The organism is Clostridium folliculivorans (genome assembly GCF_024341905.1).
GTDB lineage: Bacteria > Bacillota > Clostridia > Clostridiales > Clostridiaceae > Clostridium_AR > Clostridium_AR folliculivorans.
In genome coordinates, this window is sequence record NZ_BQXY01000002.1 from 168,485 (window position 1) to 189,105 (window position 20,621).

The 20,621-nt window shown below is 31.1% G+C and carries 16 protein-coding genes and 1 pseudogene; 9 read left to right on the forward strand and 8 right to left on the reverse strand.

What is annotated here, in order from left to right; genetic code table 11:
• Positions 1–24: 24 nt before the first annotated feature.
• The 5 genes and pseudogenes from OCU55_RS07125 to OCU55_RS07145 form a co-directional block, all read right to left on the reverse strand.
• Positions 25–354 (reverse strand): spore coat protein, encoded by a 330-nt coding sequence (locus OCU55_RS07125; protein ID WP_261851636.1) that lies wholly within the window; start codon positions 352–354, stop codon positions 25–27.
• Between the two features lie 104 nt (positions 355–458).
• Positions 459–677, reverse strand: coding sequence for a spore coat protein (locus tag OCU55_RS07130; RefSeq protein WP_261851637.1), 219 nt, complete (start codon positions 675–677; stop codon positions 459–461).
• Positions 678–705: 28 nt separating this feature from the next.
• Positions 706–1,600 (reverse strand): annotated as a pseudogene (locus tag OCU55_RS07135) (alcohol dehydrogenase catalytic domain-containing protein).
• A gap of 17 nt (positions 1,601–1,617) precedes the next feature.
• Complete coding sequence (locus OCU55_RS07140) at positions 1,618–1,980, reverse strand: spore coat protein (RefSeq protein ID WP_261851638.1); 363 nt, start codon at positions 1,978–1,980, stop codon at positions 1,618–1,620.
• Positions 1,981–1,996: 16 nt separating this feature from the next.
• The gene (locus OCU55_RS07145) at positions 1,997–2,215 is read right to left on the reverse strand and encodes a spore coat protein (protein ID WP_427847039.1); all 219 of its coding nucleotides are present in this window, start codon (positions 2,213–2,215) and stop codon (positions 1,997–1,999) included.
• A gap of 242 nt (positions 2,216–2,457) precedes the next feature.
• On the opposite strand from OCU55_RS07145, the gene OCU55_RS07150 reads away from it, so the two are divergent.
• On the forward strand, positions 2,458–2,904 hold the full coding sequence (locus tag OCU55_RS07150; RefSeq protein ID WP_261851640.1) for a hypothetical protein: 447 nt from the start codon (positions 2,458–2,460) through the stop codon (positions 2,902–2,904).
• A gap of 257 nt (positions 2,905–3,161) precedes the next feature.
• Positions 3,162–4,946, forward strand: a complete 1,785-nt coding sequence (locus OCU55_RS07155; RefSeq protein WP_261851641.1) for a glucosaminidase domain-containing protein — start codon at positions 3,162–3,164, stop codon at positions 4,944–4,946.
• Positions 4,947–5,348: 402 nt separating this feature from the next.
• On the opposite strand, the gene OCU55_RS07160 is transcribed toward OCU55_RS07155, so the two are convergent.
• Positions 5,349–7,727, reverse strand: coding sequence for a S8 family serine peptidase (locus OCU55_RS07160; protein ID WP_261851642.1), 2,379 nt, complete (start codon positions 7,725–7,727; stop codon positions 5,349–5,351).
• A gap of 355 nt (positions 7,728–8,082) precedes the next feature.
• Between OCU55_RS07160 and OCU55_RS07165 the strand changes: the two genes are divergently transcribed.
• From OCU55_RS07165 to aac(6'), 3 genes are all read left to right on the forward strand, one after another.
• On the forward strand, positions 8,083–8,442 hold the full coding sequence (locus OCU55_RS07165) for an HAD-IC family P-type ATPase (protein WP_261851643.1): 360 nt from the start codon (positions 8,083–8,085) through the stop codon (positions 8,440–8,442).
• Positions 8,439–8,714, forward strand: a complete 276-nt coding sequence (locus OCU55_RS24040) for a cation transporting ATPase C-terminal domain-containing protein (RefSeq protein WP_427847040.1) — start codon at positions 8,439–8,441, stop codon at positions 8,712–8,714. The genes OCU55_RS07165 and OCU55_RS24040 overlap by 4 nt, the downstream gene beginning before the upstream one ends.
• Positions 8,715–8,844: 130 nt before the next feature.
• Positions 8,845–9,345 (forward strand): aminoglycoside 6'-N-acetyltransferase, encoded by a 501-nt coding sequence (gene aac(6'), locus OCU55_RS07170; RefSeq protein WP_261851644.1) that lies wholly within the window; start codon positions 8,845–8,847, stop codon positions 9,343–9,345.
• A 234-nt stretch (positions 9,346–9,579) separates the two neighbouring features.
• On the opposite strand, the gene OCU55_RS07175 is transcribed toward aac(6'), so the two are convergent.
• A complete protein-coding gene (locus tag OCU55_RS07175) occupies positions 9,580–10,257 on the reverse strand; it encodes a hypothetical protein (RefSeq protein WP_261851645.1) in 678 nt (225 codons plus the stop codon).
• Positions 10,258–11,085: 828 nt separating this feature from the next.
• On the opposite strand from OCU55_RS07175, the gene OCU55_RS07180 reads away from it, so the two are divergent.
• From OCU55_RS07180 to OCU55_RS07195, 4 genes are all read left to right on the forward strand, one after another.
• Positions 11,086–12,318, forward strand: coding sequence for an MFS transporter (locus tag OCU55_RS07180; RefSeq protein ID WP_261851646.1), 1,233 nt, complete (start codon positions 11,086–11,088; stop codon positions 12,316–12,318).
• Between the two features lie 199 nt (positions 12,319–12,517).
• The gene (locus OCU55_RS07185; RefSeq protein ID WP_261851647.1) at positions 12,518–13,171 is read left to right on the forward strand and encodes an HD domain-containing protein; all 654 of its coding nucleotides are present in this window, start codon (positions 12,518–12,520) and stop codon (positions 13,169–13,171) included.
• Positions 13,172–13,453: 282 nt separating this feature from the next.
• The gene (locus tag OCU55_RS07190) at positions 13,454–14,077 is read left to right on the forward strand and encodes a hypothetical protein (RefSeq protein WP_261851648.1); all 624 of its coding nucleotides are present in this window, start codon (positions 13,454–13,456) and stop codon (positions 14,075–14,077) included.
• Between the two features lie 594 nt (positions 14,078–14,671).
• Positions 14,672–19,234: a galactose-binding domain-containing protein gene (locus OCU55_RS07195; RefSeq protein ID WP_261851649.1), complete on the forward strand. Its 4,563-nt coding sequence runs from the start codon at positions 14,672–14,674 to the stop codon at positions 19,232–19,234.
• Positions 19,235–19,338: 104 nt separating this feature from the next.
• On the opposite strand, the gene OCU55_RS07200 is transcribed toward OCU55_RS07195, so the two are convergent.
• Positions 19,339–20,226 carry an AraC family transcriptional regulator gene (locus OCU55_RS07200; protein WP_261851650.1) on the reverse strand — a complete coding sequence of 296 codons (888 nt, stop codon included), beginning with the start codon at positions 20,224–20,226 and terminating at the stop codon, positions 19,339–19,341.
• Positions 20,227–20,621: the final 395 nt, after the last annotated feature.

Below are 20,621 nucleotides of genomic sequence, written 5' to 3' on the forward strand. Positions count from 1 at the left end.
AAACTTTGAATTTTAATAATATTATTATTTAAGTAAGTTAGATAAGAAGTTGTCTGCAGTTTCTTTAAGGTTCAATGACGTATCTGTAGTTTGCATATCTATTTTAAATTGCTCAGCAATATCATAAGCATTGTAATAACCTTTATTTAACATATAATTAAAAATCTTTTCATGTGTAGCAATAGCTGCATTTAAATGATTTCTTAAAGTCAATCTAAGTTCTGGAGTAGTTGCTTCTGTTAATGCTATAGAGTAATTTCTTACAGCACTTTTGGCTGAAAGTAAAAAATCTGTAGCAATTAATTGATCACTCATCTTGTTTAGGCCAGTAAGATTTTCTATTACAGAGTTCATAAAATCACCTCCTTAGGACTTTTTATTTAGGTTATATATTAAAAAAATTTAGGGAAATTATAGTTTTTGTGTAAAAAATATAGACAAGGCATCAATATAATTTTTTATTGATTGCACTTAGCTACATAAGACTGTTCCATATATGCTCTTAATTCTCCTATCTGAACTTGTTCAGCTGAGACGCTTTCTTTCATAATTGATTTTAATTCATTATCCTCTACTAAAGGCGACATAGTAATTGCCTTTGTTAAACTAAGATTTTTTAGTGTTAATAGTTCATGTAATTGTAAGGTTTCATGAGGTGTAATAAACTGGTCATTCATATTGTAACCTCCTTAATTAAATAACAATTTATGGTTTTAATATAACCTTAATACAATCTTCAGTTTTTGTATCAAAAGCTTTATACCCATGAGGTGCATCGTCAAGTGGAAGTCTGTGTGTGATAATATCACTTGGATCAATTTTTCCTTCAGTAAGTAGATTGTAAAGTATTGGCATGTAAGGAATTACAGGTGCTTGGCCTGTTCTTATATTAATATTACGGTTTATTAAGTCACCAAGAGGGAAAGCATTATATCTTCCGCCGTATACTCCTGTAACTTGTATAATCCCGCCTTTTCTAACAGCTTGAGTTGCTATATTAAAACCTCCCAGTGCACCACTTTGAAGTTTTAAACCTGATCCAACAAACTCCATAGGTGTCATCTTACCATCCATTCCTACGCAATCAATAACAACATCTGCACCTCCGTGAGTCAATTCTTTTAAGTATTCACCAGTATTGTCATGTTGCTCAAAGTTAACAGTCTCTACTAAGTTGTATTTTTCAGCATGTTTCAAACGATAATCTATATAATCAACTGCGATAACTCGTTCAGCACCATGTAACCAAGCAAATTTTTGTGCTAATAAACCTACAGGTCTACAGCCTAAAATAACCACAGTATTTCCAGGCTTGACTCCAGCATTCTCCACAACTTACGTTAAAAGGAACAACAACTTTGTCTCCTTTTTTTAATTTTGTTACATCGGGCCCTACCTCTTCTACGATACCCATTGGCTCATGACCAATTATGTAATCCTGATGTAGATTGGGAACCATATCATGAATAAGATGCAAATCAGATCCGCAAATTGCTGTATTAGTGATTCTCACAATTATATCGTCAGCTTTCTGTATTGATGGTGCAGGTACATCTTTTACTTCTACGTTTTTAATACCTTGAAATGTTACAGCTTTCATAAAATTTTACCTCCTTACTATTTATATGGAGTTGCAAAGTCCCCAAGTCTGCTTGTATCCTCAGGAAAAAGATTTAAACTTGCAATCTGTACTGCGTTTCTGGAGGATTCCATATCCATTTGAAATTGCTTTTCCAAATCAACAGGATGAAACCAACCTTTTCTAATCATGAGATTGGTTAATTCTTCATGTAGATTTATCGCATCATTTAATTGAGCATTCAGAGCGGCTCTTACCTCTGGGGTAGCAGCTTCTGTTAAAGCAATGGCATAATGTCTTACTCCGTTTTTGGCATTTAATAAGAAAGCTAGAGACATGGTTTCATCTACCATTTTCGGCATTCCTTCTGCATTTCTTACTTCCAAATAATCATTGATCATATTTTGTTTACACCTCCTATCTCAATTTTGGTGCTTTTCCGAGTAGAACTTGTAAGTCATTTATGGCTGAAATTGACAATCTAACATCTTTCTCTAATAAAGCCTTTAATTCTTGATCAAAAACTACCCCTTCCATCATCTTGGATGTTGTCATACAAATAGTTTTGAAGTTGAGTAGTTCATGTATTTGCATAGTTTCTGCTGGCGCAAAAGTTTGTTGTTCCAAAACATTCACCTCCTATGGTTATAACAGCTTTATTATTCCACTTACAAAAATCAGTTATACTTAAAGGTAGCATACATTGATAATGAAATATTTAATAAGATAAGCATTTATATAGCAATAATTAATTGTGTTTATTTTCCATTTTATATTAATTATGTTAAAATTATTTTATGGATTCTATTAAAATATTTATTTAATTAAAGATTTATAAATGAAGGGTAGAATCAATCTTAAAAAGAGGTGAAAGTATTATGAGATTTGAAGAAGACAATTTAAAAGAGTTATTAGGTAAATGGCAAGATATTTTAAGATTAAGAGATTGGGATATTCAATATCAGTTTGTTGAAAAAGATTGGAGAAAATCAGGTGATGTAAAGATAAATTCAGAAGATAAAAAGGCGATACTTTTAATAAATAATTTTAATCCTAAGTCAACAAATTTAGATGAATTAGTAATACATGAACTTTTGCATATTAAATTATGGGGGATGGATCAAATGATAGAGGACCTCCTTTATGAAGTTTTCGGAAAAGACATGCAGGATCCTAAGCTTAACTTTGCATATACACAATTTATGAAGCTTTTAGAGAATACAACTGAAGATCTTGCTAAAGGATATGTTACATTGGGCGCAAAAAATAAAGAACTATCTTTTGGTAAACTAAAAAAAGAAGTTGATGATGAAATTGGTATTTAAATAGAAATAAAGATATAGATAAGAGCTAGATGGCAATATTTACATCCGTTTATGATATTTTCACTATTGCTTGTACATATTAAGATAAATTATAATTAAATTATAATAATTCATATAACCACAGGTAAATTTAAGTGATTTTTATCGAAATTTGCGGTATAAGTATGGATTGATTATATTTATATTATAAATTCAATGTTTTAGCTAAAGAAGTTTTGTTTAGATTTAATATGGCATTGCTTGAAGGGAAGGTGTACATGATTAAATTTATTAAACGGTTACTTTATATTGCGCCTATAATATTGTTATTAGCACTTATTTATATTCATCCAGTAGATGTGTTTGCTATTGATAACACAGGTGAATCTATAAGTGTTAAATATTCGTCGCATGTTCAAAATGTAGGTTGGCAAAATAGTGTTTTTGATGGGCAAACTTCTGGGACAGTTGGTTTATCTTATAGGTTAGAAGGCATAAAAATATCTATTGAAAACCCTATATCAGGAATGAAGATAAAATACCAAACTCATGTTCAAAATGTAGGATGGCAAAATTGGGTCTATGATGGACAGCTTTCTGGGACTTCAGGCAAGAGTTTAGCAGTTGAAGGCATAAAGATAATGTTAGAAGGGGCGCCAGTTGGTTACCATATTCAATACCAAGCTTATGTACAAAGTATAGGATGGCAGAATTGGGTACAAGATGGACAGCTTGGGGGCACAGAAGGTAGATCCTTAAGACTAGAAGCAATGAAAATAAGGATAGTAAAAGAAGATTCATCTCTTTATGGAAAATTAGGTATTACTTATAGGACGCATGTTCAAAATGTTGGTTGGCAAGATTATGTTTACGATGGACAGTTAAGTGGAACAGAAGGGCTTTCGTACAGACTAGAAGGAATAAATATAGCATTAAAAAATCAAACTTCTGGAATGAGGATTAAATATCAAACTCACGTTCAAAATATAGGATGGCAAGGTTGGGTGTATGATGGACAGATGTCTGGTACTTCCGGAAGAAGTCTACGACTTGAAGGTATAAAAATAATGCTAGAAGGTGCTCCAGCGTGGTTACATGTAAAGTATCAAGTTCATGTTCAAAATGTAGGTTGGCAGAATTGGGTTAAAGATGGACAAGCAGCTGGAACTGAGGGACAAAGTTTAAGACTAGAAGGAATTAGGATATTATTAGTTGACGAAAAAGAAGTGGTATATTCAAGTTATAACATATCACTTACAAGTATGCTAGATAAGCAAATGGCTGATGAACCTGCAGTTGATGTAGTAAATAGTACCACAAAGCAATGGGAATGGAGATATGCGCAAATTCAAAACGGCATTCAAGGATATTATATGTGGCAGCCGCAGCAAAATTCTGATGGAAGTACAACTAATATTCAAAAATGGACCAATTCTCCCGATGGGTACCAGTACATAAAGCAAACTGTACAAAAAAACATAGATCCAAGTTACATAATAAATGACCCTACTTACATATACCAATTTATAAAATTAAGTTATGTAGATGGCACAACGGCTAGTGACCTTAATAAATTATTTAGATCAGATGGTGTACTTGCGAATGAAGGCCAGGTTTTTATTGATGCAGCTAAGGCTAATAATATTAATCCTATTTATTTAGCAGCACATGCTATTCTTGAAACTGGAAACGGAACATCAGATTTAGCTAAAGGTACTGATATAAATGGTACAGATGGAGTTAAAAAAGTTTATAATTTATTTGGTATACTAGCTTTTGATGGAAATGAAATAAATGGAGCATATTACGCATACAGTCAAGGGTGGACAAGCATTGACAAGGCAATCTATGGAGGTGCCAATTGGATTGCAAAAGGATACATAAACAATGCCACTTACAAGCAGGATACTATCTATAAAATGAGATGGAATCCTCAAAATACTGGAACACATCAATATGCTACAGATGCAGAGTGGGCAAGAAAACAAACGGTTTATATAAAAAAATGTTTTGACATGGTACCAAATGCAAAAATAATATTTGATGTACCAGTATATAAGTAATTTTTCATTATAGGCGTTAAATTAAGTGGTTATCAATCCAATACTTTAATTTTAGTAGCTCGCTCATATAGTATCTCCTTCATAACCACTTAAATTAAACAATATTCTTATACATAGATTTATTATAAAGATATGCCATGTTACACCAATTATCATATTGGTGAAGATTATGGCATATTTTTTTGTGTAAGGAAAAGCCTAAAGATTTTATAACTATCAAACATAGATATTTCAGTGACTTTGCAAGTTTTTTATGGATATATGGTATAAAATAAAACTTGATAAAAAGCCAAATTTTCATCATATGTATTAGGATAGACAGATGCTTAAAAAACCGCTAAGAAATTACTTAGCGGTTTTTTAAGCTACAGATTTATCATGATATAAACGTAATTTTAAAAATTAATTATTGTTCACAATCCTTATTCTAAGGCCTTCAATAGGAAGTCCCAAACCTGTGGTTCCAGCTGTTTCTCCATTCCTAACCCAATCCATCCAACCTTTATTGCTAACATGAGCCTGATATTGAATTGTATAATTTGATGGTGCGTTTTCAAGCCATATTCTTATTGCTTCAACTCTAAGACCTTTACCCACGGTACCAGCAATAGCACCATCGTAAGAAATATCTTGCCATCCGATATTTTGGATATGTGCTTGATATTTTATCTTCATACCAGCAGGAGGTGATGGTAGACTAAGCTTTACTGCTTCTAACCTAAGATATTTTCCAACTGTACCTATAAGATTGCTTGGATCTGAATCTGTTTGCCAGCCTATGTTCTGTATATTTGATTGACTATTTAATTTAATCATATCACTATCTTTTACAAGTTTTATTCTTATTGCTTCTACTCTTAGCGCTCGCCCTGAAGTTCCAGACATTTCTCCATCTTGGACCCAATTTTGCCATCCAATATTCTCAACATGAGCTTGATATAGTATATGGTATCCAGTAGGCGCATTTTCTAAATTTATTCTAATTGCCTCCATTCTTAATCCAAGTCCTGAAGTACCTGCTAAGCTTCCGTTGTACACCCAGGGCTGCCAACCAATATTTTGTATATGAGTCTGATATTTTATTTTCATATTACTTGGTGCGTTACTAAGGTATATGTTCATAGCTTCAAGCCGTAGTGATTGTCCGCTTGTTCCTGAAACGGAACCATTAGAAACATAATTTTGCCAACCGATATTTTGTACGTGAGTTCTGTAATTTACACTTATTGGTGCATTCGGTAATGCAATAGTGTTAAAGCTAAAATTACTTGTCCATTTATTAAAAGAACCTGAATCATCATATACTTTAACATATAAATATGAATTGGACCCTTTTGATAAGGTATATTCACTACCAGAAAAATAGTTGCTTTGTAATTCAGTAATAGAATTAAGTGAACTATCAAAAATGTCTGCTTTAAGGCTCGCTGGATTTTGAGAACTAAACTTTAATTTTACTTGAGTACTGTTACTATTAAATGAAAGTTTGTACCAAGTCGAATCAAAAGGTACTACTGCATTACCGCTAAGTTGGATACTTGAATTAACATCAATTGCTTTTGTATATGTATTGTCATCACTAGTACTTGTATATACAGGTTTTAATGTTGTTGCTTGTCCGCTTATAGCCTTAGTAATATCTATTATTCCCGAGCCATAAGATTTATCTATTGTATTATTTGAAAAAGAATAGTTTTTTAAATTAGTCTTAATAGCTGATACTGTTAAGTTTGGATTATTTGATGCTAATATTGCTAATTGACCAGATGCTACTGCTGTGGCCATTGAAGTTCCTGACATATACTCGTAATTGTTATTGAACGAAGGTACTGTAGAGAGAATATTCACTCCTGGAGCTACTAAATCAATCTTATCACCAAAGTTAGAAAAACTTGCTAATTCATTAGCTTCATTTGTTGCTCCAACAGAAAGCACATTATCGTATGCTGCAGGATAACAAATAGTCTTTAAACCATCATTTCCAGCAGCTGCAACTAAGATAATCCCTTTATTACTTGCATAATCAATAGCATTCTTTAAAATTTGGTCAGAACTTGAACTTCCTAAACTAAGATTTATAATTTTGGCCCCATGATCAGCAGCCCATATTATTCCTTGAGAGATTGAAAGAGTATCTCCCTCACCATTTGCATCTAGAACTTTAACAGCTAGAAGTTTAGTTGATGGGGCAATACCTGTAACACCTTTACCATTATTACTTATAGCTGCAATAGTACCTGCAACGTGTGTACCGTGACCTTCATTATCATTATAAGAACCGGTTCCAGTATAATCTATTCCACCAATTACTTTGTTAACAAGATCCTCGTGATTATAATCTATTCCTGTATCTACAACCGCAACGGTAATATTAGAACCAGAATTATATTCTAAGGCATTTAATATATTTAAGTCATTTATATACCATTGATCAGGTAAATAGCTATCATTTACAGATATATTTTTTGTCTGATAGTTTGCATTGGTCAAATCTGTTTTTTTGTATTTTATATTTGGTTGGACAATTTCAATGTTAGAGTCATTTTTTAACTTGTTAAGCAAATACTCATAATCAGTTTTTGACGAGGCTGTAAACTTTTTTAGATTAGGTTTAATAGACTGAGCTTGAGATTGTCCAGAAACTGCTGTCTTATATTTAACTATTAAATCATAATTTTTGTTTGTTTCATTATTGCTTAAAGCATTAACTGTAGTTCTATTGATTACTAAACTTGATATTAAAGCAATAATCATAAATGATGCAAAAAACTTTTTTAACATAGAGATCACCTTTCGTTAATTTTAAACTTGAATTTCATATTTTAGTAAAAAGTAATATTTATTGTTTTATCAGTTTATTAGTTTAATGAATTATTAAATGAGCTGAATTTTAGTCTTTAAAAGAAATTATACACTTTAATTATCGATGAAAATTTAAAGTATATAATACATAAGCTAGGAATATCTAGTTCCAACAATGGATACTTGAGGTAATGTAATAGAGTTTATCAGTTGAGAACAAGTGTATGTCAAAAATATGGACATTTATAATGTTTAAGCATAGAATACAATATATTAATTGATAATAGAGGTAATTATATATTTTATACTTGGACAGTTTCAGGAAGGTCTAGTTATGCTTATATTTGTTCTTTTCGTTTGTTCTATAACCTTTTTTCAGCAATGGAAAACTGATAGAACAATGAATGCTTTAAAAAACTTAGTTTCTCCAGAAATTCATGGACTTAGGGATGCAAAGAAAATTAAGATTAAAAGTTCAGAGTTAGTTCCAAATGATATAGTTTATATCTCACAAGGAGAAAGAATTCCTGCTGATTGTGAAGTAGTGGAAGCATCTAACTTTTATGTAGATGAAGCTATTCTAACAGGTGAATCCGAACTAGCTTATAAACAATGTAAGAATCAGTGTGGAGAAGTATTTACTTTATGCTGGAACGCTAGCAGTTTCTGGGACATTTTTCACTTACAACTTTGATAACAGGTAATATTATATTAGTTCTAGTTAATAGTTCTAATACTAAATCAATTATTGAAACGCTAATGGATAATCGAAATAAATCAAGAATTTTAATAAATATAATATCATTTCTAGTTTTGATTAGTATTATATATATGCCAGTATTGCAGTCATTATTTAAGACATCGTCCTTAGGGTTTAAAACGTTTACTGTGGCTCTTGTTTTAGGAGTTATATCTACAGGCTGGTGGGAGATTGTAAAATTTTTTCATAGATTCAAAAAGTTTTGATGCATATAAAATCTTTAATAAAAAAATGGGGTTTTTGGTCAATAGCCATAAAATAGATGATACTTAAGTTATAGCACTGATTAAGTTTTAGTGCTATAATTTACATATTAGTTTTAATATGGAAGGCAAAATGTCTTATAAGCATTTTGTTTTAGGTGGATTTATGGAATTCAGTATAAGTTTACAGGAATATAGCTTTGAAAGAGTGACACGAGAAACTATTAATCATTTGGTTGACTTAGCCCTAGAACTTTGGCCAGATAATGAAAGAGAAAATTTGTTAAGAGATACCTTATTGCTACTAGATGATTTAGAGAACAATATTTTTTTTGTTTGTAAGAATATAAATCAATATATAGGATTTATTCATGTATCATTAAGGCATGATTATGTTGAGGGAGCTTATTTTAGTCCAACTGGTTTTATTGAGGGAATTTATGTTAAGGAAAGTTTTAGAGGTATAGGTATTGCTAGAAAGTTAGTTGAATACGGAGAAGCATGGAGCCGTGAAAAAGGTTGCAGCCAGCTTGCTTCTGATATTGAATTGAACAACAAATGTAGTTTTAATTTTCATAATAGTATTGGCTTTAAGGAAGTAAATAGGATAATATGTTTTATAAAAAATATTTAAAAAGTATAAATTTTTAAGTTAGTAAACTTAGCGATTTTAATGATTTTATAAGTACTTTAAGGATGAACAGTAAAAATAAAATTATTCTATTACTTAATTCTCCACATTCACATTTTGAAAAGCGGGTGCTCAAAAAAAGCTCACTGAAGATCAGTGAGCTTTTTTTAATGTATATGAAACTAAAAAAATTTCAATGTAGCTAAATCTAAATATTTCATGGGTTTAAAAGTTTTTTTAGGATGCTATTTCTAAACATTCGATTTTGATTTTACCAACTCCTATATCATAAAGTAAAGCAGAAATTGCGCCTAGATCCTTTGCTAATAGTGGAAAAATTGAATAATTAGCTTTTAGAATTATTTCACGCATTTGTAGGTAATCTGTCCAAGAGCCTAATTTTTTATTTTCTGAAAACAATAAATTAAATCCATTAACTATAGCAGTATTAAATGGAGGTATGATTGTAGGATGTATAAAATATAGAATATTTGCCACTGCAGGCCCTAAGCCTTTTATTTTAAGGTTGTCCAATTTTACTATTTCTTCGATTATTTCATCTTCACGAGATGATAATATACAAGTTTCTAAAAAATTAGCAAAAAGTTGCTTATTTTGTTCATTTTCATAAATATCTGGTATACCTAATTTAGGTTTCCAATAGAAAGGGTGAGCTGCGCCTTTAAACATTTCTTTTTGCTCAGTGATATGTCCCAAAATAAATTCCAGAGGTGACCCCTTGAAGCTGTCACCAAAAGAATGATTTCTTGTTGATTGAATAAGCTCTAAAACGCCATTCTTTGTGGAAGGAAATGCTTTTATCCTTACTTCATTGCTAATAAACCAAGTATTATAGGTAGAGTTTTGATTTTCTTTATAGTGCTTCACTATTTTTACTAGACTTGTATTATCCATATTTGTCCTCCTATCTTGTCAAAAAACTGTAAATAAATTAAGTACATATACAATAATACCATTTAATGTAAAATAAGTGAATAAAAAATTTCCAAAATAATACAAAAAGTATGATTGTAGGTTTGAGGTGTAATATAATTAAACTAATTTGGGAATAATTTTTTAAGATTATAAAAATATGCTTTATTAAGATATGGTATTAAAAACAAGTGGTTAGTCATCCAATGATTTAACCAGCTTACGAAAAGAATTAATATGATTTTGTATATTAATTTCAACAATATTGTTGAACATAAGATAAATTAAATAGAAATGTTGTTTTTAAAGAATAAGAGGAAAAAATACATATGAAGGTGAAAGAATGAAATTAAGACCACTACATATTATAATTCTATCAATACAATCTATTGCAATGCTTTTAAATTTGTAGTCAATTTTTATTAAGAAAATTCAAGACTATAACGGTCATATAATAGCTTTTTTATTGGTTGCCTTAATAATGATTTTAAGTTTGAAGTCTTGGTCTTTAGCGGAGCAGAATAAGAATAAAGTATAGGGATTTAAATTTTATAAGCACAGGACATGACATAACAGTGTCATGTTTTATTGTTTATAATATATTTGAGGTTGCACCTTTGAGAGCATCGGTTTGAACAAAATTAATATTGTATTAGCTAAAACCAGTAACATTTATTTAGATTTGAATGTTACTGGGCTTTTTATTTTCTGTTTCAGGAAATTGACTTTAAATGTAATAACAGATGTTATTTTGTGGTAGTATTAATTAAAGGGTATAAATACATTAAAAAACAGAGGGGGATATAATTTTTGGCTACGTTTTTTCTTATAATAATTTATTTTGCTTTTATTAGTTTAGGATTGCCAGATTCATTATTAGGTGTTGCTTGGCCAGTTATGCATATTGAGCTTGGAGCACAGTTTCAGTCGGCAGGGCTTATCTCTATGTCTATTGCGGGAGGTACAATTTTATCAAGTTTAGCTAGTGGCTTTGTTCTAGAGAAACTTGGGACTGGTAAGGTAACTCTAATTAGTTGCTTCATGACAGCCGTTGCTTTATTAGGTTTTTCATTTTCGCCATCTTTCATTTGGCTTATAATTCTAGCAATTCCATTAGGACTTGGAGCTGGATCAGTAGATGCAGGATTAAACAATTATGTGGCAAATCATTACAAAGCACATCATATGAGTTGGTTACATTGTTTCTGGGGCGTAGGAGCTACTTTAGGTCCTATTATTATGTCTAGATTCATAGGAGGAAATAGTTCTTGGAGATATGGATATAGGACTGTTTCTTTTATACAATTTTCATTGGTATTATTACTTTTTTTCACGTTACCTTTATGGGAGAAAGTTGGAAAAGAGAGAGTTAACAGTAGTGAACAAGGCAATGGTGATGGAAATAAATCCGATACAGAAATAAACTCAACGCACTTCACTGGAGAGGAAAATGTTGTAAAGCTCCCAGGAGTAAAGTTTGCATTGGCAGCTTTTCTATTTTACTGTGCAGGTGAATCAACTATTGGATTGTGGGGAAGTAGTTTTCTTGTAAATACAAAAGGTTTTTCACCAGTAACTGCAGCTAGTTGGGTATCTTTATATTATGGTGGGATTACTGTAGGTAGATTTATTACAGGATTTGTTACTATGAAATTAAGTAATAAAACTTTAATTAGATTGGGACAAATAATATCTTTAGTAGGTATTTTCTTATTGATATTACCACTTCCGCAAATTCTGTCATTTTTTGGATTTATGCTAGTTGGCTTGGGATTTGCTCCTATATTCCCATGCATGATTCATGAAACTCCAGTACGCTTTGGTAAAATAAATTCTCAAAAAATAATAGGGTATCAAATGGCTTGCGGCTACATTGGTGCTACATTTTTGCCACCACTTTTAGGCTTTATAGCGGCTAAAACATCAATTAGTATTATGCCATTTTTTGTTTTAATATATATAATGACCATGTTATTAGGCTCAGAAAGAGTAAATTTACTTATGAAAGGCTTACACATTAAAAATAATAATCTAGAGGGTTAAGTTACATTGAATCAGACATAATCTTAATAATAGATTGATCTTATATAGCAAACAATCATTAGAGATTCACCTACTTTTTTAGCACAATATTCATCCATTAGATTAAATAAACATTAAACTTTTGTAGCTTTTATTTCCATTTTTGTATTATAATTTAAATACAAAATCAAAGGAATATTGGTTAGAAAAGGAGAAACTAATGTCTATTAATTTAATTGATGAAGCAAAAAAATATTTAGAAACATTTATGAAAGATAAGGTAGTAGACTATGAAGTTACACATCCATGGAGAAGAGATTCTAAATATATTGTTTTGCATTGCTATAGGGTATGCTCTATAGCAATGGAAGTAGTAAATAATTATGAGATTGAGTTATCTTTGGTTGATATAGATCTACTTAAAGTTGCAGCTATTTTACATGATATTGGCAAAGTATATTCTAGAGATAACCATGCAGAGAAAAGCGGTGAAATTGTAGAGAATTGGTTAGAAATTAATCCAAATATCGCTGAATTAGTTGGAGATAAAAAAAGATTAATTAATATAATTAAAGATCATTCAAATAAGGGAAGAAAAGATGATGATTTATTATCCTCAATTCTTAAAGATGCAGATTTATTAGATGAAATTGGAGCAATGTCTATTTTTATGGCTTCAAATAGGTTAAATAAAGAAACTCCATGTTTTTTTGACGAACTACATATAAAATTAAAAGAAGATGAACTAAATTACTGTTACACTGAGCTCAGTAAACTACAAACACAAGCTGCAAAAGAAATTCTACTTAGGAAGATAAAATTTATAAATAGTTTTGTAACAGAACTAGAGTATGAGTTAAAAGTTAATTTCTAGTATACCTGTGTATATGGATAGATGTTCTAATTCCGTACTTTAAAAATATATCAAAACTCATGTTAACAATTATTGGTACTTTACTTGACAATAGGATTTTGCTTGGAACTTGTATATCTCTAAGTTAGAATTATGATATTTTACATGATATTTGTGTTACAATATATAAATAAAGATGTACATATTAAGATGAAGATCAATTGATATCTTTAATTTTTAAGAGCATATCTGTATATGGATAACATCATGAAACTAATTACAATAAAATGCTAAGGAGTACATATGGAAAATAATTTCACATTAACAAAAGAAGAGTTAGAACAATTAAATGCAGTTGAGGTATGGGAGAAATTATATAGCAAGGAGTTAAACTCAAAGAAGAATATCCTTGAATATATTGAGATAACTAGAATATTTAAAAAACTAGAAGTAGATCAAGAAAAGATTCAAGATACATATAACTATATTTACGGAAAAATAGAAGAATTAAAAGAAAAAATAAAACCTAATACAATGATGTATTTAAAAAATAATCTAAAATCACAACTTGGAAAGTATGTTGTTGATAAGGATCCAAAACCAATCAACCACTTTATAGAGTTCTTTAAAGAAGCTTATCCAGAGAATAATAGAAGAAAAGATTTCACCTGGGTAATAATGGATGTAAACAAAATCTCAGAAGAGCAGCTTTGGACCACTTTAACTTACATAAATAAAGAATGTATGAATCATGATCTTAGATTAAGTTTAAGTGAAAAAAGAGATATTATTGAGGTGATTGAGTTAGTTGTTAAAAGGAATAATTCTAAATTTATAAGTAATCTTAGAAACTTAAAGTCCTTAACAGATGTATTAAATATAAAACTTATTAGTGTTGGTGAAATATTTAAAGTGAAAAAACTTTAGTAAGTTTCTGTAAAATCAAGTGAATATAGAGTAATTTATTGTTATAAAGACATAGACATTGTGCTATGTCTTTTATTTATCATATAGATACATTATTTTATTAGTTAAAAAGAATATACCTAAAAGCTACATTTTAAAATAATAAATGATACAAACACTGTGAATTAAAAACAAAATATTTGAAACAAAGTTAAGTTTAGTTATAAAGTATATCTGATCATATACGAATATTTACAATGTATGGCAGAATTTTGAATTTATACAAATGTTAGATAAAATGATTCTGATATTTATTTATCTCATTAATTAGGGTTTGAAATTGAAATTATAAGGAGGATAGAGTATATTAGTTTAGTTTAATTTTGGAGCTTTTATATATAAAGATAAGCTACTTAAATCCGGAATCTATTTTAAAGTTATCTATCTTGAGTTAGATTTCTGCTAAAGATGAAAAACTTCAAGCTAAAAACTATTTTAAAAATCCTCTGGATTATGAGAGGAGAATTAGAAAATATAAATTTTAAGTAAGAAGTGGCTCATCCATATATGAAAACCTATTCAAAATAATAAGAGTAATTTTAAAGGAGTGGAGAAATGTTTAAGGATAAAAGTATAAATAGAAAAAGAATCCGAAAAAGTTTATCTAGCTTTACAGCCTTATGTATGGCATTAAGTTTAGTTCAGATATCCTTTATAAAAAATACAACAGTTAAAGCAGCAGACGCTGGAAGTCCATATTTGCTTTCCCAAAATAGAACAGTATATGCATCATCATCAAATGTAGGTAGTTCTACTGATAAGATGGTAGATGGTGACACCACTACACGCTGGGAATCAGAGTGGGGAAAAGATGATCAATGGCTATATGTTGACTTAGGCGCGTCAGCTAATATAACTGAAGTAAAGATCAACTGGGAAGGGGCTTACGCCAAGGATTACACCATTGATGTTTGTGATGATGAAAGTAGTTGGCAGACAATTAATAACGAAGTCAATGGAACTGGTGGAAATGAAGATATTAAAGTAACAGGTAAAGGAAGATACGTACGATTACATCTTACAAAGAGAGCTTTAATAGCTTACGGTTATTCAATTTTTGAATTTCAAGTCTTCGGTACAGGTGGATTGAATCAACCACCAGTAGCTCCGCTTGGACAAAACGTAGCACTTAATAAAAATGTAGTAGCATCTGGAACTCATGAAGACTGGTATATAAAACCAGGTGAAGTTGATCCTAAAAAAGCAGTAGATGGAGATTTTAATACTCGTTGGGGGTCTCCAATTAATGAAGCTCAGTGGATTTATGTAGACTTAGGTGTACCTCATACAATTGGAAGAGTAATTTTAAATTGGGATTCTCCTGCAAGAATATACGATATTGAAGTATCAGATGATGCTACAAACTGGAAAAAGATTTATAGAACTCTTAATGGAAGAGGTGGAGAAGAAAATATTCCGCTTTACGCTACAGGTAGATATGTAAGAATGAATGGTATTACAAGAGGTACAACTTATGAATTCGGATTAAGAGAATTTAGAGTATATGACTATGTGACAGGTGATCCAAAGCCAGTATATACAATACCAGCTTTACCAGCATCTACAGTAACTTCAGTAGGAACTGGAAGTTATGTAAGTGATCCAACTTTATTCCCACAACCAAAAGAACCTTTCGAAAAGACTAGCAATTTAAACTCTCCATTGCCCTCAAATGATTGGTGGCAATCAATTCTTATAAAAAATCTCGGAGATGCTCTAATAACATTACCATTAAAAGCAAAATATCAAAAAGAAGGTCTTGGACTTTTGACACCAAGTGCTGGATGGATTCAAGATAGAACTGTACAAACAGAAAAAAATATAGATTTGTTCTTAATGGCAAATAATATAAATTCACCAGAAATGAATAGTAAAATAAGTGGATATGGGGATTACTCAGCGTCAGTTATATTAAGCGATAATGATACCGCTAAAATGAAAACTACCTTTGTGAAAGGATCACCATATGTTTTCACAGAGTTTAGTGACCCGAATTCTGCTGAATTATACTCGACTGTAATTTCAAAAATATTTGACGACAATGGAAATATTATTCTTGCAAACGATAAAGATTCGATTGTAACCGATCATATAGGTATAGAAGTTACTAATGTTGATGGTGCACCAACTCCTAAGACTATAAAAAGATATTATGGAGTATTTGCACCACAGGGGACAACTTTCAAAAGAGTTGGCTCTAAAATAAAGATGCAGCTTGGTGGAGGTCAAAATTACTTATCCATGTCCACAATGACTACTGATGGTGACTTAAATTATTTCTATAAGCATGGTTATGCCTTTGTTACTGATACTAAGGCTACGTACAACTATGATGGAGTAAGTTCAAATGTCACTACTACTTTCACTAACAATATATCTTTAAAGCGTACAGATCTTGCAAATACAACTTTAATGTGTATGCTTCCCGCACAATGGAAAGCCAGCAGTGCTTCAAAGACTACTTTGGCTTACCCTTCTGTAAGAGGATCATTAAAGCTACATGAAGGAAATTCCTTTAATACAGTAGATAAGTTTAATGGAATAGTTCCGCAATTTACAGAACCTCTTAATTCTGAGTACTCTCGTGCTGAACTTTTAAAGTACCTTGCTAATCTTGATAAAGAGACAACAAATTATATGGCTGGGGATGCTTATTGGGAAGGGAAAAACCTCCATCCTTTGGCAATGGGGCTACTCATAGCTGATCAAATCAATGCTACAGAGTATAAAAACAAGTTTATATCTAGATTAAAGACTATTTTGACAGATTGGTACACTTATACTCCTGGAGAAACAGAAGGCTATTATTTCAATTACAATAAAGAATGGGGAACTTTAATATATAAGAATAGCGAGTTTGGTGCTAATACAGGAATTACTGATCATCATTTTACTTATGGATACTTCACCTTTGCATCAGCTGTACTAGCTACTTATGACCAGGATTTCTTAAAAAATTATGGTTCTATGGTAGATACATTAATTAGAGATTATGTAAACCCATCAAGAACAGATTCAATGTTCCCTCAATTTAGAAATTTTGACCCATATGAAGGTCATTCATGGGCAGGCGGATATTCAGACAACTGGGATGGTAACAATCAAGAAGCTGCTGGAGAATCTTTATTTGGATGGGTAGGACAATATCTATGGGGAAAAGTTAGTGGAAATACTACTTATAGAGATGCTGGAATATATGGATTTACAACAGAGCTGAGATCAATAGAGCAATACTGGTTTAATTATGATGGCGATAACTGGATCTCAGATTATACTCATAAGACAATAGGGCAAGCTTATGGTAGCACTAATTTCTATGGAACTTTCTTTAATGGAGATTCTGTGTATGTATACGGAATACACTGGTTACCAACTTCAGAGTACTTGACAAACTATGGTATAGATAAAGCTAAAGCAGCAGGACTTTATGAAGGTATGAAAAATGACATAATAAATGATTATAATAAGAGTACAGACCCTAATAAAGGTGCAGCGCCGGATCCAAACAATGTAGAACCAGATTGGAAGCACATTACGTGGCCGATTGAGTCATTAAGTGATCCAAAAGCAGTTCTTAGTAAGTGGAATCCTACACAAGTACAAACAAAGGAGGCATATAATACTTATTGGTTTGTTAACAGTATGGCTACACTTGGTCAAAGAACTAATGATGTATGGGCACAAAATGGTGAAGGAGCGTCAATATATAAAAACGGAACATCCTACACAGCGTTAGTATGGAACCCATCAAGCAGTTCAATCACTGTTAAGTTCGCAAATGCTTCAGGTGAAGTTGGATATACTACAGTTGCACCAAAAACCATGGTTTCAGTAGATCCATTTGTGAAAAACTCAGTAAGTAAAACTGCTTTAAAGGCTGAGATGAATTACGATAATACACTTAATGTTAATGATTATACAGTGGATTCTTGGAATGCATATAGCACAACTTTAGCTAATGCAAAAAGTGTTAACGACAACGCTGCTGCTACTAATGATCAAGTTATAACAGCATTAAATAATTTGAGAAGTGCAGTTCAAGGACTTGTTAAAAAGACATCAAATCCAGGTAATGATACAAATATAGCTGCAGGTAAGATCGCAGTATCTTCGTCAAATGAAGCAGATGGATTAGGAGCTCAATATACTACAGATACAAGTTTAGATACTAGATGGAGTTCTAATTGGGCAGTTAATAAGGACAATCATCCTGAATATATTTATGTTGACTTAGGACAGCCATATTTTGTTGGAGATGTTAAAGTTAATTGGAGCGATGCATTTGCCAAAGGATATTTAGTTCAAGCAGCTTCCTCTAATCCAGAGCTTGAAAGTAGCTGGTCAACTGTTGCTACAATAACAGATGGAGCAGGTGGAATAGGAGAATCAGTTTTCAATTCAACTGCAGCAAGATACGTAAGAATTTATTGTACAAGTGCAGCAACACAATGGGGATATTCAATTAAAGAGATATCCGTATTTGGTGCAGCTGACAAGACATTACTTTCAGCTAAGATTAACGAAGCAAGCGCTTTAAAATCCACTGACTATACAGCGGACAGTTGGGCTGTGTTAATAAATGCATTGAATAATGCAAAAAATGTTAATGCTGATTTAAAGGCTACACAAGACGCAGTTAATACAGCATTACAAACACTTACTAATGCTGTGAGTTCATTAGTAAAGAATACAGCACCAGTTAATAGTGGAGATAATTTAGCACTAAATAAAAAAGCTGTATCCTCTTCAAATGAGGCAGACGGATTGGGTGCACAAAACGTAACTGATTCAGATTTGATTAGTAGATGGAGTTCGAATTGGGCAGCTAACAAAGACAATCATCCTGAATTTGTATATGTAGATTTAGCTAATGCCTATGATGTAAGTGATGTCAAGGTACTTTGGGATACAGCTTATGCTAAGGGCTATGATTTGCAAGTATGTAGTGCTGATCCAATGGTTGAAAGCAATTGGAAAACCGTGGCTACGGTGACTAATGGATTAGGTAGTACTGTGGAAACAACTTTCACTAAGATTTCTGCTAAGTATGTAAGGATTTATTGTAAGGATCCTGTGACACAGTGGGGATACTCTATTAGAAATATTGAAATACGATAAGGCTAAATAATCAAAATTTCATTTAATAATAAAGCCCTCGACCATTTTTGTGGTCGAGGGTGCTTTGCTTTGAAGATAAAAGATTAATTTTTAATGTTAACAAATCAAATATCTATAATAGGTTGATATACATATAATTCGCAGTAGTTATCCTTAGACATGGAGTTATCGATATATTCGAACCTAAAAGTATCAGCAAATTTATAACCAGATTTAAATATCCATCTAGAATACATTTGCACTAATATACGACCTACATGTCTACCATTTATATCATCAGGTCTAAAAAATCCCACAAATTTAAATACTACATACTTATGACTAGGAATAGATATTCCAGTCATTCCATCAGGAATATCATCTAAACTGTTTACCTGTGAGCTTGGGATATAATAGATGATGCCTTTATCGTTTTCGCTCCAATCAGTATAGCCAAAGTATACTTCAGGATTCACAATGTTTTTAATTTTACTTTTTTGATTATAAAAAAATTCCCGCCCAAAAGCATTAGCTGTTCTATCACCAGACTTACTTAATATTTTATGTTTTATTCCTAATAGATTAAATTTTTGTTTAAATACAAACTGAGGATTATAGGTAATAGAATTTTCAAAGGAGAGGATATCATTTGCGTTAATTTTTTCCTTAATTATTAAGCTTAAGGACACCTTATCCGATCTAAGTTTTAGAGGGGTGTGACCGAAAAATTTCTTAAAAGCTCTTATATAAGACTGCTCATAATCAAATCCGTAATTTAACGCTATATCGATAATTCTCATATTAGTATTTAAGAGTTCATTAATACTAGAAGTTAGTTTTCGACCTTGAGCATAATCTATAATTGACTCTCCAGTTAGAGATTTAAAAATTCTATGAAGATAGTATTTTGACACTCCAGTATGGTTAGCAAGATCATCCAAAGTGATTTTTTTATAAAGGTTTTTTTCAATATATTGTATAGCAGAAACAATAGCTTCTTTCAAATCTTTCATATTTTAACACCTTTTCTCTTTATAAGTTTCTATATCAAAAAGCAATATTTGTTCATTTTAACAAAAGCGAATCTATTAGAATAATATCAAAAGGTGATATAAACATGTACCAGTTCGTAATAAAATTATATTTTTAAATTCGCTCACCAGAAGCCGTGAGAACTTTAAAAATAGATCTACGTTCGAACTGGTACACCTGATAATAAGTTCAATTCATTATATCCGTTAAAATATTAAAAGTAAATATATTAAAGGTTTAACATTTTATGTAGGGAAGTAAATGATAATTTTCACCACAGTATTGTTATTTTTTACATCTATATTAGAAAACACTTCATAATTAAATTTATATCTTCAAAATCTCTCTAAAAATCCTGAGGAGTTTTGAAAATAAA

Excerpts from the sequence above, each read along its gene's own strand:
- OCU55_RS07155 (WP_261851641.1), top strand. The coding sequence starts at position 3,162 with ATGATTAAATTTATTAAACGGTTACTTTATATTGCGCCTATAATATTG.
- OCU55_RS07160 (WP_261851642.1), bottom strand. The coding sequence starts at position 7,727 with ATGTTAAAAAAGTTTTTTGCATCATTTATGATTATTGCTTTAATATCA.
- OCU55_RS07140 (WP_261851638.1), bottom strand. The coding sequence starts at position 1,980 with ATGATCAATGATTATTTGGAAGTAAGAAATGCAGAAGGAATGCCGAAA.
- OCU55_RS07165 (WP_261851643.1), top strand. The coding sequence starts at position 8,083 with ATGCTTATATTTGTTCTTTTCGTTTGTTCTATAACCTTTTTTCAGCAA.
- OCU55_RS07200 (WP_261851650.1), bottom strand. The coding sequence starts at position 20,226 with ATGAAAGATTTGAAAGAAGCTATTGTTTCTGCTATACAATATATTGAA.
- OCU55_RS07175 (WP_261851645.1), bottom strand. The coding sequence starts at position 10,257 with ATGGATAATACAAGTCTAGTAAAAATAGTGAAGCACTATAAAGAAAAT.
- OCU55_RS07125 (WP_261851636.1), bottom strand. The coding sequence starts at position 354 with ATGAACTCTGTAATAGAAAATCTTACTGGCCTAAACAAGATGAGTGAT.
- OCU55_RS07190 (WP_261851648.1), top strand. The coding sequence starts at position 13,454 with ATGGAAAATAATTTCACATTAACAAAAGAAGAGTTAGAACAATTAAAT.
- OCU55_RS07150 (WP_261851640.1), top strand. The coding sequence starts at position 2,458 with ATGAGATTTGAAGAAGACAATTTAAAAGAGTTATTAGGTAAATGGCAA.
- OCU55_RS07185 (WP_261851647.1), top strand. The coding sequence starts at position 12,518 with ATGTCTATTAATTTAATTGATGAAGCAAAAAAATATTTAGAAACATTT.
- OCU55_RS07195 (WP_261851649.1), top strand. The coding sequence starts at position 14,672 with ATGTTTAAGGATAAAAGTATAAATAGAAAAAGAATCCGAAAAAGTTTA.
- OCU55_RS07130 (WP_261851637.1), bottom strand. The coding sequence starts at position 677 with ATGAATGACCAGTTTATTACACCTCATGAAACCTTACAATTACATGAA.